This is a genomic window from Alphaproteobacteria bacterium, assembly GCA_037146715.1.
Classification (GTDB): Bacteria; Pseudomonadota; Alphaproteobacteria; order UBA7879; family UBA5542; genus JBAWWO01.
On record JBAWWO010000003.1, the window covers coordinates 47,355 to 64,452 of the forward strand.

Genomic DNA, 17,098 nt, shown 5'->3' on the forward strand with positions numbered 1-17,098 from the left:
AATAAAAATGACATTGAATTATCTATTGACTTTTATTCTTTACGCTTCAAAGTATTTAATGGGAAGACAATTAATACTGGGAAGAAAATCATGAAAATATATATGTTAATACTTTTAATGTTAACGATTATGCCGAGTGCAAGTTTAGGGTCTAGTTTTGGCTCTGAAGATGAATATTACGGTCATACGGAAGCCGAAAAATAATATATCAATTAATCCACTTCATCCTGAATTTTATATTGACTTTTACTGTTCATGACTCATAGTGGTAATATAAGAATAACCTATATACAGGAGAGGCGTCATGAAAAAATATCTTTTAGGATTCATATTGTTGCTATCATTAGGCAGCACAGCCAAGGCGTCTTATGAAAGCCCCATCTTTTCCAACGATGAGCAGCAAACCACAGATCAATATGCGCCTGATCAAAATAAAAAAATGAAAACCAAAGGGTTTTTTAAGAGGGTTGGTGGCATCACACGTAAATACCTATTAAAAACTGAGTCAGAACTGGATAATATAAATCGTTGTATTGCCTATCATATGCCAGAAAGCCAAGGATATAACGCAAGAAAGGCTTGTGCTGTCATGACGATTGAATCGGAAGATGGGGTTACTCCTGTTCCTCCTCAGTTGTTAAGTGAGGCTTGCACTCCTGCGGGGAGAGCTTGTGAAAAACTAGCAGCAAAAGCAGATCTTACCGGATTGTGCAGGCGCCTCTGTAACCGTGTCGAATACAAAAAGCCAGGTGTCTGGGCAAAATGCCGAGCCCTACAAGATGTGGGGATTTGCACAACCATTCATGGAACTTGTGAGGGAGAACATTGCAATATGATGTCTTCCAAACTGGCAGAGGTTAAACGGTTCCTGAAAAGCAAAGAAGACAATAAACTTTGGAAGTTAGCTTTAAAATAAAAACCTTAATCTCTTTTCTTATGCAGTGTTCCCGTGGGCACCTGCCTTTCTTAAGAGCGCAGCCCTGATGGGTGCTCTCTCTCTTCCCAAAGTCTCACCTCTATTTGAATTTATACATCCCCAATCGTCTTCCCTGGGCTTGACCCGAGGATCCATTTTTCTATAAAAAATCGGGTTTTGACCCTCGGGTCAAGCCCGAGGGAATCACTGTAAGGCATACTCATTTTATCCGAGTTTAGCTATAGCTACTCAGCTTCAGCGGTAACGCCTGCTTCAATAGCTTGAACAATGGCGCCTTCGTTCGCACGAATATCTTTTTCCAAAGATGCCATAATCTCAGGATTTTCTTTTAGATAGCGGCGGGTGGCTTCCTTGCCTTGCCCCAATTGCTTGCCTTTCCACGAGTACCAAGCGCCGGCCTTTTCAACCAGGCCCGCTTTCACCCCAAGGTCAATCAGCTCACCGGTTTTAGAAATACCTTCCCCGTACATGATGTCAAATTCCACTACCTTAAAGGGTGGGGCCACTTTGTTTTTAACAACCTTTACGCGGGTTTGATTTCCAACAACTTCCTCTTTGTCCTTAATGGCGCCAATGCGGCGGATATCCAGGCGAACGGAAGCGTAAAACTTCAAGGCATTACCGCCAGTAGTTGTTTCAGGATTCCCAAACATAATGCCAATTTTTTGGCGTATTTGGTTGATGAAAATCACCATGGATTTTGACCGGGAAATGGACGCTGTTAATTTACGCAATGCTTGGCTCATTAGACGGGCTTGCAGGCCCATGTGAGAATCACCCATCTCACCTTCTAACTCAGCCTTTGGAACAAGGGCGGCAACGCTGTCGATAATTAAAACATCTACGGCACCAGAGCGCACCAAAGTGTCGGCAATTTCCAATGCTTGTTCGCCGGTGTCAGGCTGTGAAATGATAAGGTCATCTGTATTAACCCCCAGTTTGCGGGCATATACAGGATCTAAAGCATGTTCCGCATCAATAAAGGCACAGGTGCCCCCTTTCTTTTGGCATTCAGCTGCCACGTGTAAGGAAAGGGTTGTTTTGCCAGAGCTTTCTGGGCCATAAATTTCAATGATACGGCCTTTTGGTAATCCACCAATGCCCAAAGCAATGTCTAATCCCAGAGAGCCCGTTGAAATAGCTTCAATAGCATCTGCATTGGCACCTTCCCCCAGCTTCATGATTGAGCCTTTTCCAAAGGCGCGTTCAATGTGTTTTAGGGCGGCTTCTAATGCTTTTGACTTTTCTGGTGCGGATATACTCATGGGATTACCTCTTGTAATTAAAACCAATCACAACCTACCACAGGATAGGTTGATGGGAAAGAATTTTTGATACTTTTTTAACGAATTTTATAAAAAAAGGACTTCGAAAAGAAGTCCTTTTAATAGGGGTGGGAATTGTATTGGAAGGGTGCTCTCTGGTATGGAGTCCTTTTGCGTAAAGTATTTTGATTCAAGAATCTTAAATGGCTCTTATAAGCAGCTATTTTTTTTTGACGATTTCCCCCTTCTTGTAAAGGCCTCATCCAGGGCAAGTCATCTGAACACATAGTAAGAGCAGAAAGTGGCAGTACTATAGCAGGGTTCCCAGTCTCTTGAGCGATGTCTTTAAGGCAGGCCGCAGACAATTCATCAATTTCTTGTGCAGATAGTCCTGTGGCTTCTTCCTTGTCTTGTTCAAGGCTTGCCACACAGGCCAAACTCATCTCATCGATTTCTTTTCGAGAGATCTTGGTTTCTCTATCTGAGTCACATTGGCTGCTTTCGGGGCTGTCATCTCTTGGAGAAATAGCTATAGATGAGTCCTTATCAGAGTGGCTGCTAGGAATTTTTGGCAAAAGAGCTTCAAGCACAGGCAATAAAATGTTGCTTCTTCGTTTGGAAAGCCCCACAATTTTTTTTTGCCCGAAAGGCGTCCTGTATCTGAGTGAGGTGTGACGAATTTCCTCAGCTGTAGGTTCTTCAGCTCTGCTCGCTCCAAACACATTAGTGCTGATACAAATATATGCTGTTATAAATAAATAAAAAGTCTTCTTCATTCTAACACCTATAAAATCTTTCCGAAAACGAAAAGAATAGTTTCCTCAAAAGAAAACATAATTAATTATTATTTAAATTTCAAGCTTTTTTATCAATTATTTTTATTAATTACTTATTTTTTACTTTAATTAAGTTTTTATAATTGAAAATTCTAACTTTTTAACCTAAGGGAATTTATATTGATCGCGCCTTTTTTTAAGACTATAGTGGCCGAAAATAAAGAAAGAGCTTTCAAATGACCATAAAAATCACCACCCTTCCCGATGGACTTCGTGTTGTCAGTGACGCTATTAGCACTGTTGAAACCATTGCTGTGGGGGCATGGATTAAAGTTGGTTCCCGTTATGAAACGATTGAGACCAATGGAGCGGCTCACTTTTTAGAGCATATGGCTTTTAAGGGAACCAAAACTCGCTCAGCTTTTGAAATTTCTAAGGCTATTGAAAGCGTGGGGGGGTATTTGAATGCTTATACATCGCGGGAAACAACGGCTTATTATGCCAGATCTTTAAAAGAACATCTTCCTATTGCTATTGAGTTGCTTGCGGATATTTTGCAGAACTCAGTCTTTGACCCCGCTGAAATGGAAAAAGAGCGAACGGTGATTTTACAAGAAATTGCCCAGACGAATGATACCCCTGACGATATTATTTTTGACCACATGCAAAATACAGCGTTCCCCAATCAATCTTTTGGGCGCTCTATTTTGGGGCCGGCGGATTTGATTCAACAGATGAAACGGGAAACATTGATGGATTTTATGGCCAGTCACTATAGCCCGGAAAACATGGTCATTGCAGCGACGGGTAATCTGGATCATGACAAATTGGTGGGCTTGGTGGGTGCTCACTTTAACTGCCTGCCATCTCACAAGCCAGCCACGTCTGAATCCGCGGTTTATAAGGGCGGCGTTTTTCAAGAACATCGCCCTTTAGAACAGCTGCATGTTGTGCTGGGTTTTCTGGGGCGATCTTTTAAAGAAGATTATTATGGGGCGTCTCTCTATTCCTCTATCTTAGGGGGAGGAATGTCCTCTCGCCTGTTTCAAGAGGTTCGCGAAAAGCGGGGTCTTGCTTATTCCATTTCTGCCCATAGCTCCAGCTTTTCAGATACGGGGCTGATCAACATCTATGCAGGAACATCCCCCAAAGAGGCTGAACCTTTGATGGAGGTTATTCAGAAAGAAATGAAGAAACTGCCTAAAACCATAACTGACGAAGAAATCCTAAGTGGCAAAAATCAATTCAAGTCAGGGCTATTGATGAGTTTGGAAAGTACCTCTGCCCGAGCCAAAAGCATAGCCCAACAGATGTTGATATTTAATCGAGTTAAAACAATTCCAGAAATTATCAACCATATTGATTCTATTCAAAAAGAAGATCTTGTTGAGTTTGGAGTCCAGTTAGTGAACTCACCCATGACCTTGGCGACTATTGGATCGACTTCAGTTAAGGTTCCCGTGAGTTTTTAGGGACCTTTTATGAAAGAAAACTAGGGGCTGAAGTAGATAAGACCTAAAAAAGGGTCTATAGTAGATGAAAAAGGAGACTAAAATGAAATTCAGATATGCTATTATTTATGTGCCAGATGTAGAAGCTGCCATAGATTTTTATAAGAAAGCATTCGGGTTCCAACTGAAATTTATGCCAGAAAGTAAGCTATATGGCGAATTAGATACGGGTGCAACCTCACTTGCTTTTGTGGCCGAGAAAATGGCAGAGATGCACGGTGCTGAGATTACAAGAAATGCACCCAACAAACCTGCAGCAGGTATTGAAATTGCCTTTACTAGTGATAATGTTCAAGAGAGTTATGACCGTGCAGTAGAGGCCGGTGCTGTAGCACTTAAAGAGCCAAAAGTAACACCATGGGGGCAAACTATTGCCTATGTGCGGGATCTTAATGGTGTATTGGTGGAACTCTGTAGCCCTATAGAGTATTAATACTCAAATTATTAAAAGTCGCCTATTATCTTAGTTTCTGATTTTGTAGAGGTTAAACTGAGTGAGGAACATAGGGGCTATCTTTGGGTTTCTTTTGAAGATGCTTGTCTTATGCTTTCGGAGAGATATAAGAACAAGGTGGAACAACTGCAAGGCCGTTGATATAGGGAAAGTTCTTGTGCTATAAGGTTCTGTAAAATCTTATGAATAAAGGGGTCTATCATGTTTAAAGTTTTAGTGTTGTTACTGTTTCCAGTTCTTGTTTATGGGGCGGCTGCCGATGAGTCTTCTTTTTATACACCTTTAGCCCCCTTTCATTGTCCTCAGATTGAAGGGGATTCAGAAACAAAAGGTATCTTTTTGCCCACTCGGCAAATAAGGGAGACGATCTTTTCTTCAATATTAATGGTTACTCCTTTCATAGTCCGGACTATTCCCGGGGCTTTTTTCATTTCCACATTCCCACGAAAACCTTAAGCACTCTTATTGAACCGAGAAAGGGCAGTATAATTTCTGAATCTTGTGGGGATGGCTTACTAATCTATGACGGGCGTAAAGAAGGAAGTGTGACCAGAAAACTAGATTTTTCGACCATGATGCAAACGGAAACAAGATTGTCAGAATGTTTGGATTCCGAGCGTTGTGGGAGCATGCAGTGTTTTCGTATCAGCAAAATAAATCCCGATATTATTTTTACCTTACTTGCAGAGGGTGAGAAGGGAGGTTCAGGGACTTCTATTGCCGTTAGCTGTTTAGAGTCGGGCAGAACTTCCCTAATAAACTTTGAATTAGGGAGGGATATTATTTATCCCTCTTTTTTGGCCTTAAGTGTTGATGAAAAATTTGCTTACATAAGGTTCTCAAATGTTCTGGAACGGGGATTCAGATTGATATGGGGTATATATGGTGAATATTTGCTTGTTGAGGATAGACTGTCTACCGTAGAGCTTTCTACCGGCCAAGTGAAAAGTATTTTACAATCTCCAGCAGTTAAATATCTTGACTACAACCCTAACTATATTACTGACGTTCAAGAGAAAGATAATCTTATTTTGATCAACTTGAATGATTCTTTTTTGGTGCTGGATAAAACTTCAAAACAAACTATCAAAACTTTGGATTGCAAGGGCGAGTCGGTTATCAGATCTGCAATGTATCCCGACCAAACAATGTTGGTAAAAGGAAATAAGTTTTATTTCCCTAGCCCTGATTTGCTCGGTATCCAAGTATTGGATATACCCGATTTTAATACAATCAAAACTATTGAATTGCCTTTGTTTCCTGATGACCCGGACTATGACGGACAATGTCTAGATTGTTTTGTTTTTTCCAAAGATCAGAGCCTATTGCTTTTTGAACTGCAGAAACATATTGGAATTATTGATACGAATAAAGACCAGCTGCTGACGATGATTCCCATTGCTGCCTTAGATGATGGTAAGGGGGATTCTTTGGGGTTTCCGAAGCACGGGCCTTTTCACCTGTTAATAAGTGACGATAACAAACGCGTTTTTGCGATAACCTCCCAGTCCATTTTTATGGCGGATTTACACCTGTAGGAAAAGGATTTCCTCATATTGACTAAATTTGATCAATGGTGATTGACTAAATTTAGTCAATGTACTGTATAAGTTCAGATAGAAGTGAGACTGGATAGAGACCTGAGACAGGGTAGAATAGGCTTCTTGCCTAGCCAGAGCTGTGGGGGTTTTACCCCCGTCAGCTGGATTGTTTCGTCGGGATGCGCCCTTCTGGCAAGGACGGTGAGATAGACTTCTCGCCTGCGCGTTTCCTAAAAATTCCCGTCCATATTTGGGTTATACAAGAAGTCTATTTTAGCCGGAAACCCTTTTTAAAAGAAAATCACCAAAATACTTTCTTCGATTCCTTGTTCATGGTAAAAATAAGAAAACAAGGGGACGGTAGAATCTTATGCGCTTTAGTTTTCAATCCTTTATCATCAACATATTGGCTATTTTTTTGCTGGTTATATTGGTCGGCATTACCTTTGTTATTGGGGACCGGTTGGTATTGGATGGTCAATATACAGGCGCCTACAGCAAAACTGAAAGAATTCGAGAATTGGTCGGCCAAATCAATGATGAACGCATGACAATCTTTAATTTGAAAAAAGAAAATGATGCCCTGAAAGATTCTCTCGCAAGTTCGCGCAATGCCTTGAATCAGACCCGTTCTCAAATGCAGGATACCTTGGTCAATATTCCTTCCTATCAGTTGGCTCAATTTCTGCAAAAGGCCATTCCGGGCCAATGGGGCTTAATCTTTAGAAATGGTCGTGTTGTTTATGGTCGCGACATTAGGTTTTCTGAAAACTCGGCCAATTTACCAAATGAAGCAGCCTCAATGTTGAACCAAATGGCTAGCCAGTTGCGGCATCTTGAACAAACAATGCCTGCTGTTCCTTGGGCTTTTCAAGTTGGAGGGCATGCCTCCCCGCAACGATCTATGACGGGACCAGGATTTGGATCTAACTGGGAGATGGCCTATAAACGAGCTTTTGGAGTGGTTCAGTACCTTATTGCCCAGGGTGTTAGCCCCGAACGTCTATCTATTGCATCTTTTAGCCAGTACGAGCCCGATGCGGGGTCAAGAAATGATAATCGTGTATCCTTCCGATTTGACTATAGGTAATACCTTTTCACAAAAATTAAGTACTACTCGCAAAACTGCGGGATCTCAGATTTCTAATGTACGTAAAAGTATAGCAAAACACTTATAAAAAGATGCCCCCCGATTGCCTCGGCCTTGACCCGAGGATCCATTTCTCGATAAAAACATAGGGTTTGGACCCTCGGCTCAAGGCCGAGGGAGTCGCTGGAAGGTATACTCGTTTTATCCGAGTCTAGCTATATAAGAATGGGTAAGAGCCATAGAGTTTCTACCATGTGTTGCTATGAAGTAAGTTGCACATAACTCTACACTAGGTTATACTAAGTGTAACTTAATGTGGAGTAGTTAGTTTATGCAGCCCATGAGAATTTTAAGCAATTGGCTTCAACAAAATGCCAATGACGAACATTACTTGTTTTCACTTCAAGACTTGAGGGCTCTTTGCCCTGACTTATCCGATTCAGCTTTTAAGGCATTACTAAGTAGAACTGTGCATGCTGGATATTTGCAGAGAGTATGCCGAGGACTATATGTTTATAAAAAAGCTATTCCCTCCAATGGTCTCCTATTATTTCATGGAGCAACTCATTTAAGGAGTAATAAGTTTAATTATATCAGCCTTGAAACAGGTTTAAGTGATGCAGGGGTTATTTCGCAGGTTCCCATAAATCGAATATCAATTATGTCATCAGGTCGAAGTAATATAATAGCTTGCGGAGAATTTGGCACAATAGAGTTTATTCATACTAACCAGAGTCCTACTAGCATCATGGACCAACTGACCTATGATGCAGATTGTAAACTATGGCGTGCGAGTGTTGCTTTGGCTCTTCGGGATATGAAAACAACTCACAGAAATTGTGACTTAATAGATTGGGATATGGCAAATGAACTTATTTGATAAACTCGTAACCGAAGCTTTAAAAAAGCAGCCAAATTTATCTCCTTTAAGAATAGTGGTCGAAAAAGAATTGTTACATCACGATATATTAAGGGTGTTAAGCACTGAAAATTTACTGAAGAATCTTACTTTTATAGGAGGAACATGTTTGAGATGTTGCTATGGAGGGGTGAGATTAAGCGAAGATTTGGATTTTACTGGAGGGAGTGATTTCTCACGGGGCAGTCTATCTACGATGGGTGAGTTATTAACGGAAAGTCTTCAAGATAAATACGGATTGCAAGTTAAGGTCAGCTCCCCTACAAAAGATAACCACAATAAAGATAATCCCAATGTAGATACATGGAAAATCAAAATAGAAACCAGACCTCAATCCAAGAATTTGCCTGCTCAGCGCATTAATATCGATATTTGTTCTATATCTTCCTACGAAAAGCGTCCTATGATGCTATTAAATCCTTATGATATTGATATGGGTACGAGTGGACTTATTATTCAGGCACAAAGCCGTGAAGAGATTTATGCAGATAAATTGATTGCGTTTGCCTTTAGGAACCGTATTAAACACCGTGATTTGTGGGATATATTATGGCTTCACGGTCAAGGGTTAAAACCCGCTCTCGAATTAATCCCGCATAAGATCAAAGACCGAAATTATACCATAGACTATTTTTTGAATTTATTTGATGAACATAAAAGATTGCTTACAGCCAAATCTGAAATTGAAACAGAATTTAAACAAGAAATGCACCGGTTTTTACCACAAGAGTCAATTAAAAAGGTCTTAGAACAAGAGAATTTATGGGGGTTTTTGACCTACTTAATGGAAGATCTAGCTAACCAGATGATGCTGTTTCTTGGCTCTCAAAAATCTCAATGAGAAGGGCCCCAAAAGGCTATACTTCTAAATATAGCTAGATTACTTCAAAGGATACGAGTAACGACGTACCCCTTTTATAAGGAATCAGCTATACCTACCCATTTCCTTTGCATTTCGCTCAATGTGCCCGTATCAATACCGTAACGAATGTCAGCTAGCAGGGCATTCATAAAATACAAATTGTGCACGCTTAAAAGCTGCAATCCCAAAATTTCTTTCGCCTTAAACAGGTGATGAATATAGGCTCGAGAGTGGTGTATGCACGCATAGCAGCCACAGTCACTTTCAAGGGGATTAGGATCATCCTTATAACGTGCATTACGAATCTGCATGTGTTCGTGAGCACCGCCCTTTACAAGAGCACCCCCATGACGGGCAATGCGGGTGGGGTGAACACAATCAAAGGTATCAATTCCCTGCTGCACCCCCATAAAAATATCCTGAACGCCCCCAATCCCTAATAAATGGATAGGTCTGTTTTCATCCAGTTTTGGGGTGATGAAGCTTACAATGCTTTCCATCTGTTCTTTGGTTCCCCCCAGGCTGCCCCCAATGGCATGGCCAAAGAACGGTTGGCTGTTCACAAAATCAATACCTCCTTGACGAAGGTCTTCATAAATTCCCCCTTGAATAATACCGTAAAGAGATTGGGTTCCCTTATCTTTTCTGTTGAACTCCGCAAGGCTTCTAAGGGCCCACCGATGGCTGCGGTCCATAGACCGGGCCGTATAGCTTTTATCCACATGAAAAGGTGTGCATTCGTCCAACACAACGATCAGGTCTGCCCCCAATTTTTGTTGCACATCAATGGATTTTTCAGGCGTCAGCATATGATACGCCCCATCAATATAAGACCGGAATCTAGCCCCATCCTCGGTTATTTTAACCATAGAGGTTTCCCTTTTTACAGATCTTTTCCCCTTTATTTCATCAGCGACAGATCCATGCCCCAAGCTGAAAATCTGAAAGCCGCCTGAATCCGTCAGCATGGGGCCATCCCATCCGCAAAACTTATGAAGGCCGCCCATTTTCTCAACCAATTCAGCCCCCGGTTGCAACATCAGATGATAGGTGTTTGACAAAATAATCTGGGTGTTCGCTGTTTTTACCTGTTCAATAGTCAAAGATTTAACCGTTGCCTTCGTGGCGCAAAAAATAAAAGCAGGGGTTTCGATTGACCCATGGGGGGTAGTTATTTTGCCCCGGCGGGCTTTGCCCCCTGAGGGCCGAGTGAATGAAAAAGAGAATTTAGAGGACATTATTTTTTAAATCCTTTGGTTTCAAATAAGGCGTTAAGCACATGAACCCAGTATTGACGAAAGACAATATAACACGCAAAACGCTGGCCCCCAAAATATAAGTCCAGAAAATGGTTTGCAGGGGTAAGGGGCTGGGGGACAGCACATACCAGGCCAGCAAACTGAAAATCGTATTATCTAGAAAAGATGAGCAAACCGTTGACCCAAGAGCCCGAGCCCACAAGTAGGCCTTACCGGTTTTTTGGTAAATGAATCTGTAAATCAGAACATCTGTATACTGACTAATGAAATAGGCTGTCAGGCTTGAAACCAGAAAGATGGGGGCTGGCACAAAAAGCCACTTCAGGGCCTCATCCGTAAGGGGGGTTTGGGTTTGGTATCCCATCACCATAAAAATTAGGGTGGAAAAAATAAAGTATCCCCCAAACCCTAGATAAATATTTTTAAGGGCTGCTTTTTTGCCGTAGTATTCGTTGATCACATCGCTGCATAAAAACAGAGATGTAAAAATGACAGTGCCCACCGCGATGGGATGGGGATGAAACGCAAATTGGACCTGTTTCAGAACAGCTAGATTAGCGGCCAGTGTGGCAACAATGGTATACATGTAAAGGCCACCTAGCCCCAGGAAGCGGAAAGAGGCCAGCACAAATAGGCCACACAAGAGGACTTTAAAACATAGAATACTTTCGGGGGGTAAAGTGGTTAGAAAATCTATGAACATATGGAATTTTCTTTCGTGAAAATCTACTTTCGTCCTTGGTGAACTCGCGATGAAGAAAAATTCATCCTTGCGAGGAAGCCATAGGCTGACGAAGCAATCCAGCTTCCCTTTTCTACAGGGCGTTCCGCCCTGGTTGCTTCGCAACAGCTGGATCGCCACACCCCCATGGGGCTCGCGATGACGTTAGGCAGCTGTAGCAGCGGCTAATTTCTTTTCAATTTTCTTTTTCAGCTTTTTCATTTCTGCAGGTAACTTAGCCGCAGATGTGTTCAGCAAGAAGGCATCAAAGCCACCCTTGTGTTCAATGGTCCTAAGTCCATGAGCTGAAGTCTTAATTTTATAGCTAGCACCTAGTGTTTCACTGGTGAAAGAAATTTCTTGCAGGTTCGGCAAAAACCGACGACGGGTCTTATTGTTTGCGTGACTAACATTGTTGCCAGACAAAACGCCTTTTCCAGTAATTTCACAACGACGAGACATGATCTTTCCTTTTACAATTTTATATGTGACCTTCTATTTAAAAGAAATCGCGGGGCAGGTCAAGAGAAAAACGAATGTTGTATAAGTTCTACTATCTTTTACCCTTAGTGATATCTGACATAAAAAGAGCATAAGCTAAAAATGGGTCCCGCAAAGGTATTTTTTGTTTGTGACCTTTTATTTCTTTTATCAAATATCCATCAACAAACCCTTGCTTTAATTCAGCAACAGAAAAAGCATCAATACTCGCAATAGCTTCACTGTCTTCTGGAGTTGAGTTTTCTTGAGCTACCACTTTAGCTCGGAAAATGGGAGCTATCGTATTTAAAGTACCACTATCTACAGTCATTTCGCCAAGCAAAACAAGCTCTTCAACAATCATACCTGTTTCTTCTTTGGCTTCTCTTTTAGCCGCCATTTCAATGGTTTCATTGGGTTCGCGCGCCCCCCGTGGCAATTCATATTCCCAAGATCTGGTTGCATGACGAAAATTTCTATTTAGAGCAATCTTGCCATTGGGCAAAACAGGCATAACAACAACTCCTGCTCGCCCACTTAGAGAGCTTTTCCATAAGAGCCTGCCATAAACTCCATAACTTTTATTCGGAAACTGAACTGCGTCATTTAACCAAAGCCAGTACTTATCATCACCTACGACACCAACAATTCTTCCTGTCGTTTTCTCTATTTCTGCGATTTTTTGTCTATCATGGATGATCTCAATTTCGCCATCTTTTGCCTTGCCAAGAGGACCCAATACATTTTCATAAGTATGGAAATATTTAAAATAATTCTCTAAAGGATCCGGCTGTTTGCGATATTCAGTTTGACCTATAGTAATTGATGAACAACCCGATAAAACTCCTAAACAGAAAATAGCCAGAAAAGAAAAAGTGTGCATTAACATTTTAGGGTACCTTTCATTGTGAAAATATGAAATCTTTTATAGACGCTTCTCTACCCAATCTTCACTACTACATGTAGTTGAATCTTTTGAGTTTTTCAAGATAAGTTTAACTTCTTACAAAAGCTAACAAGGAATTGATATCATTTTTATCAGCTGATTTTAAAGCTGTTATATAAGATTTTCTTAGGTCTGTGGGGCTGCCCAACGAATCTTTTCCCCACGTGAAAATAGGTTGATTTTGATTGTATAATAGAAGATCCGCCATTAATCGAGCATGGCGCCCATTGCCGTTTCTAAAGGGATGGATGCAAACCAATCGGTGATGAAATCGTGCCACAATTTCATCCAAATGATAGGTTGAACTTTGAATCTGAAACTCTACATCTCCCAACAATTGGGCGATCTCTAAAGAAATCATATGGGGAGCAACACCTATATTCGTTTGATAGTCTCTCTGTTTTCCAGCCCACGACCAGACTTCATCGAACATTTTCTTGTGAAGCTTCAAAAGGAAAGAAGAGGTCAGAATATTTTTTCTTTTTTCAGAAAAAGCCCATAAGCTTCCTTGCACAATATTTCTTTGTTCTAATTCATCTAATTCTTTTTGCGTACTGATATGTTTTTGCAAAAGATTATGAATTTCATCTGCTTCAAAAGGTGTTGCCCCTTCGGCATATACAAATTTCATTTTAGCTCCATATTTTTCTTAAATTCCCTTGCTTCAAATCTTCTTTCAATTCTTTAATTTGTAGCGTTATTTCTCGTTCATTCAGCGCTTGATTTTCGAGCATCATGGAATGACTTACTTGGTCAATAATTTCTTTAGCCTTTTTTTCTGCCTGAAGATCTATCATTTTTTCCAAAGGTTGTTCTGGGATAAAAGCATAAACAAACCGACAATTGCAAGCCTCTGCAACAGATTTCATGGTCTTAAGGGTTGGTGACCCTTTAAGTTCTGTCCGTTCAATATGCTGAATTGATTGATATGAAACATTTGTTTTAGATGCCAGTTGTTCCAACGTCATCCCTAGAGCCGATCTTATTGCATGAACCCATCCCTTTGTAGGGGCAGATTCTGTAAAAATATTTCGGAATCTTTCTACACGTCTTGATATTTGTCGTGTTGCCTGTTTTGTCATTTGGCCCTCTTTTCGAATATCCTGATCAAAACATACAACTTATAATATGTATAGTAAAGATAAAAATACAACATATATGTTGTATAAATAAAAATCTAACTTTTAGAAATCCGATCCTTTATCATCAGCACATCCATCCAAACATCCCGCTTTCTGAGCGGACTACGCAGTAGATAAGCCGGGTGATAAATGGCTGTGCTGGTAATGGGTCGGTCCAGATCTGGCACGGGCAAATCAAACCAGGTGCCTCGTATTTTTGTGATGCCTTCTTTGTCCGTAAACAAAGCTTTTGTGGCCGTTCCCCCTACCAACACCAGAACCTCTGGCTGAATGATGGCAATGTGGCGATGCAAAAAGGGCAGACACTGTTTGACTTCTTGTGGTGTGGGTTGCCGATTTCCGGGCGGACGCCAGGGCAGAACGTTTGTAATATATAAATCCGTTTCCCGTTTCAATCCGATGGTCTGAAATATTTTGGTTAAAAGCTGGCCACTCATTCCCACAAAGGGTTTGCCTAAGCGATCCTCGTCTGCCCCCGGGGCTTCCCCGACCAGCATGACTTTGGCATGGGGGTTTCCATCGCTAAACACCAAATTCAAAGCTGTTCTTTTAAGTGAACATTCATTGAAATTTTCCATGGCTTCGCGCAATTTTGCCAGTTGGTCTTCCTTAGAACCACTGACTATTTTTATCCCTGATTTGGAAGTGGTTTGCGGGTCCCATCGATTCAGGGGGGCGTCCCCCAAAACCAGGTCAGCGCCAAACTGGTACAAAATATTTTTCTTTTTTGCCATCGTTAAAATTTCTGTGTCTTTGTCTTTTTATCCATTTCCTGCGAAATGTGATTCTTTAAATCTTGGGCCTTTAAATAAGCATGATCTTTTGGTTTTAAAAAGTGTAGGGCGCGGTCAGCCTGATTTTTTGCTTCAGCCCAATTACCCAACAAGGCCTCTTTTTCTGCAAGAGACAGGGCCATCTCACCCATTCGTTCCTGTCGTCCATATACAATAGATAAGTAGTGGAGCACAAGGGCATTTTCCGGTTCATGCTCTTTCATTTTGCGGAGTACCCTTTCTGCTTGGCCCAAAACCTTCTTATTTTCCAGGCCAATCAAGGACTGGGCAAGCCCTAACATCAACAGAGGACTTTCCGGACTTAAGGAAAGAGCCTTTTCATAACAAAAAATAGATTCCTTCAACTTTCCATGTTCATACAAAATTTGACCTTTGAGTTCCCACAGATAGGGGCTAGCGTGAGGAGATTTCAAAAGCCCATCCAAAATACGCAAGGCGTTCCCTATATCTGACAAGCGGTAATAGGCAATTACTTGGGCATAATGATTTAAAAACCCTTCCCCTTTATATTTCTCAAGGACAAGGTAGGGTGGACTTAGGAAGGCATCCAACTTCATTTTCAAGATGGCGTAATTTTCCAGCATTTCTTTCGGAAAGGGTTTTGAGCATGAGGTCTCTTGCGCATGATGGACAGTCGTTACACGATCTTGTGTTAAAGGGTGAGTCCGCAAATAGGGGTCTTGCTGACTTTCTCTAAGTAACTCTTGCCCGTGCAGTTTATGCAAAAAACTGGCAAGACCGTCAACGGGCCAACACAGTTCATGCAAAAATCGAATAGCCATGCGGTCAGCGGCAGCTTCTTGGCCTCGGTTAAATTGTGAAAAAGAATATATGGCTGTGGCTTGCCCCCCCGCCAGGGAAAATAAAGCAATATCAGGGCGTCCTGTTAACACTCCCAAGGTTACCCCCGCAAGGGTTCCCAACAAGCTTGTCTTTTGCGCATTATCAATGGCGTCTGTTAACCCCATCAAATGGTTGCCCGCCAAATGCCCAATTTCATGCGCGAAGACGCCAATAATCTCATCTACCCGTTCCGTTTTAAGCAAAAATCCCGTCAACACAGTAATGGTTGTATTAAAGGTGGCTGAGGCATTCACATCTTTACTAACCACAATAATCAGTCGCAGATCTTTGGGGTTTAGATGTGCAACCTTAAATAGGGGGTCCGTATAGCTGTGTAAAATAGCTTCAATTTCCGCATCGCGAATAACTGTGCCGGGTGCCAGTTCCTCTGAATTTGCAACAAAGACAGCAAACAAGATAACACTGAAAATCTGAACAATTCTTTTCATAAATTCACTATATCTAATTGATGCTGGGGTGGCTATGCCTTATCTAAATCCCGTTCCGTCTCAACCCCCTGCGGTGTATCAGGCCACACGATAGAGCGGGCCCGATTTTTACAGTACGTAATCAAATCTTCCCGATGATGGGGCTCAGCCTTTGAAAGGGGACGGAACTCACGTCGTTCAAAAGTTTGGCCCACCATATCCTCTAGTTCTTTCAAGTCCTCAGGGCTCACTTTATTGAAATCCACAGTTTGCAAAATGACGGCTTTTGATAAATCATACAGGGCCAATAAGGCATCCGGGTCTTGATCTGGCTGCTTCATCATCCCAACAACCCTTTTGTAATCATCTAAATTTCCCATAGGGGCTTTTGTTTCATACATGCCTTCAAAAAAAGGCGCATTATCATCCACTTCTGACAGGGTGGCCACAAAAATTAGGGCACATTCTTTCACATCAGGATCTGTTGGGTCACACTCAATCATTTTGGCTGCCGCTTGTTCTATGGATTTTTCACAAAGTTCAGCCCCTCCATCCGGGCAAATACCCCCTTGACTTGAGTGGACGTAAAAAATGGTGACTATGCTTAAAAAAAATTGCGTTAAAGAAATTTTTTTATTTAATATCATGGTCTTGTTCCATTTTTATCTATTTTTTCCGTGGGACTACGCCCCATCCTCGCAAGGACGCCCTTATTCTGGATTCATTCTAAGGCCTTTTTGTGGAAACATCAACTTTTAGATATACTGCACCTATTTTAGATATACTGCACCTATGTTCTCACTCCTTGATTGGCCTCAACCTCTGTTGAGATGCAGCTTTTGTGTCTTGGGGTCTGGTTTGTGGTGTCAGGCACTATCATCAATACGGGCTATGGCATTTTAATTGCCCAAGTCCGCCACACCCTTTTAAAAAGTACGTTTATTCAGAACCGTCTTCAAAAAATTACAGGCATGATTTTTGGAGCTTTAGCTCTGAAATTGCTGTGGGTTGAATCCCGTTAGTTCCGACCAAAACATATATACATATCGGATCGGCCTTGACCAATCCGATATAGGACTTTCCCATCATATTTTTCTTGGCTTCATAAATAATCTTTTAAGGCGTCCATA

General features: G+C 41.5%; 19 protein-coding genes. 8 read left to right on the forward strand and 11 right to left on the reverse strand.

What is annotated here, in order from left to right; genetic code table 11:
• Positions 1–304: 304 nt before the first annotated feature.
• Entirely contained in the window at positions 305–916 is a 612-nt protein-coding gene (locus WCG05_01850) for a hypothetical protein (GenBank protein MEI8320738.1), read from the forward strand.
• A gap of 245 nt (positions 917–1,161) precedes the next feature.
• Here the strand turns inward: WCG05_01850 and recA are convergent, their stop codons facing one another.
• Both recA and WCG05_01860 read right to left on the reverse strand, forming a co-directional pair.
• The gene (gene recA, locus WCG05_01855) at positions 1,162–2,202 is read right to left on the reverse strand and encodes a recombinase RecA (protein ID MEI8320739.1); all 1,041 of its coding nucleotides are present in this window, start codon (positions 2,200–2,202) and stop codon (positions 1,162–1,164) included.
• A gap of 119 nt (positions 2,203–2,321) precedes the next feature.
• Positions 2,322–2,978 (reverse strand): hypothetical protein, encoded by a 657-nt coding sequence (locus tag WCG05_01860; protein MEI8320740.1) that lies wholly within the window; start codon positions 2,976–2,978, stop codon positions 2,322–2,324.
• Between the two features lie 236 nt (positions 2,979–3,214).
• On the opposite strand from WCG05_01860, the gene WCG05_01865 reads away from it, so the two are divergent.
• The 6 genes from WCG05_01865 (at position 3,215) to WCG05_01890 (ending at position 9,334) form a co-directional block, all read left to right on the forward strand.
• Complete coding sequence (locus WCG05_01865; protein MEI8320741.1) at positions 3,215–4,450, forward strand: pitrilysin family protein; 1,236 nt, start codon at positions 3,215–3,217, stop codon at positions 4,448–4,450.
• An 82-nt stretch (positions 4,451–4,532) separates the two neighbouring features.
• Complete coding sequence (locus WCG05_01870; protein ID MEI8320742.1) at positions 4,533–4,922, forward strand: VOC family protein; 390 nt, start codon at positions 4,533–4,535, stop codon at positions 4,920–4,922.
• Between the two features lie 566 nt (positions 4,923–5,488).
• Positions 5,489–6,481: a hypothetical protein gene (locus tag WCG05_01875; GenBank protein MEI8320743.1), complete on the forward strand. Its 993-nt coding sequence runs from the start codon at positions 5,489–5,491 to the stop codon at positions 6,479–6,481.
• Between the two features lie 373 nt (positions 6,482–6,854).
• Positions 6,855–7,574, forward strand: coding sequence for an OmpA family protein (locus WCG05_01880; GenBank protein ID MEI8320744.1), 720 nt, complete (start codon positions 6,855–6,857; stop codon positions 7,572–7,574).
• Positions 7,575–7,905: 331 nt separating this feature from the next.
• Positions 7,906–8,454, forward strand: coding sequence for a hypothetical protein (locus WCG05_01885; protein MEI8320745.1), 549 nt, complete (start codon positions 7,906–7,908; stop codon positions 8,452–8,454).
• The gene (locus WCG05_01890) at positions 8,441–9,334 is read left to right on the forward strand and encodes a nucleotidyl transferase AbiEii/AbiGii toxin family protein (GenBank protein MEI8320746.1); all 894 of its coding nucleotides are present in this window, start codon (positions 8,441–8,443) and stop codon (positions 9,332–9,334) included. Before WCG05_01885 ends, WCG05_01890 begins: the two co-directional genes overlap by 14 nt.
• Positions 9,335–9,408: 74 nt before the next feature.
• Here the strand turns inward: WCG05_01890 and tgt are convergent, their stop codons facing one another.
• From tgt to WCG05_01935, 9 genes are all read right to left on the reverse strand, one after another.
• Entirely contained in the window at positions 9,409–10,593 is a 1,185-nt protein-coding gene (gene tgt, locus WCG05_01895) for a tRNA guanosine(34) transglycosylase Tgt (GenBank protein MEI8320747.1), read from the reverse strand.
• Entirely contained in the window at positions 10,583–11,317 is a 735-nt protein-coding gene (locus WCG05_01900) for a queuosine precursor transporter (GenBank protein ID MEI8320748.1), read from the reverse strand. Before WCG05_01900 ends, tgt begins: the two co-directional genes overlap by 11 nt.
• A gap of 183 nt (positions 11,318–11,500) precedes the next feature.
• Positions 11,501–11,797: a 50S ribosomal protein L28 gene (gene rpmB / locus WCG05_01905; GenBank protein MEI8320749.1), complete on the reverse strand. Its 297-nt coding sequence runs from the start codon at positions 11,795–11,797 to the stop codon at positions 11,501–11,503.
• 91 nt (positions 11,798–11,888) lie between these two features.
• Positions 11,889–12,704: an NUDIX hydrolase gene (locus tag WCG05_01910; protein MEI8320750.1), complete on the reverse strand. Its 816-nt coding sequence runs from the start codon at positions 12,702–12,704 to the stop codon at positions 11,889–11,891.
• 106 nt (positions 12,705–12,810) lie between these two features.
• Entirely contained in the window at positions 12,811–13,392 is a 582-nt protein-coding gene (locus tag WCG05_01915; GenBank protein MEI8320751.1) for a mobile mystery protein B, read from the reverse strand.
• A 1-nt stretch (position 13,393) separates the two neighbouring features.
• A complete protein-coding gene (locus tag WCG05_01920; protein ID MEI8320752.1) occupies positions 13,394–13,843 on the reverse strand; it encodes a mobile mystery protein A in 450 nt (149 codons plus the stop codon).
• 95 nt (positions 13,844–13,938) lie between these two features.
• Positions 13,939–14,637 carry a uracil-DNA glycosylase gene (locus WCG05_01925; GenBank protein ID MEI8320753.1) on the reverse strand — a complete coding sequence of 233 codons (699 nt, stop codon included), beginning with the start codon at positions 14,635–14,637 and terminating at the stop codon, positions 13,939–13,941.
• Between the two features lie 2 nt (positions 14,638–14,639).
• Positions 14,640–15,989 carry a M48 family metalloprotease gene (locus WCG05_01930; GenBank protein ID MEI8320754.1) on the reverse strand — a complete coding sequence of 450 codons (1,350 nt, stop codon included), beginning with the start codon at positions 15,987–15,989 and terminating at the stop codon, positions 14,640–14,642.
• A gap of 32 nt (positions 15,990–16,021) precedes the next feature.
• A complete protein-coding gene (locus WCG05_01935; protein ID MEI8320755.1) occupies positions 16,022–16,615 on the reverse strand; it encodes a hypothetical protein in 594 nt (197 codons plus the stop codon).
• 183 nt (positions 16,616–16,798) lie between these two features.
• Here WCG05_01935 and WCG05_01940 point away from each other — a divergent pair, with 183 nt between their 5' ends.
• Positions 16,799–16,990 (forward strand): hypothetical protein, encoded by a 192-nt coding sequence (locus tag WCG05_01940; protein MEI8320756.1) that lies wholly within the window; start codon positions 16,799–16,801, stop codon positions 16,988–16,990.
• Positions 16,991–17,098 lie beyond the last annotated feature (108 nt).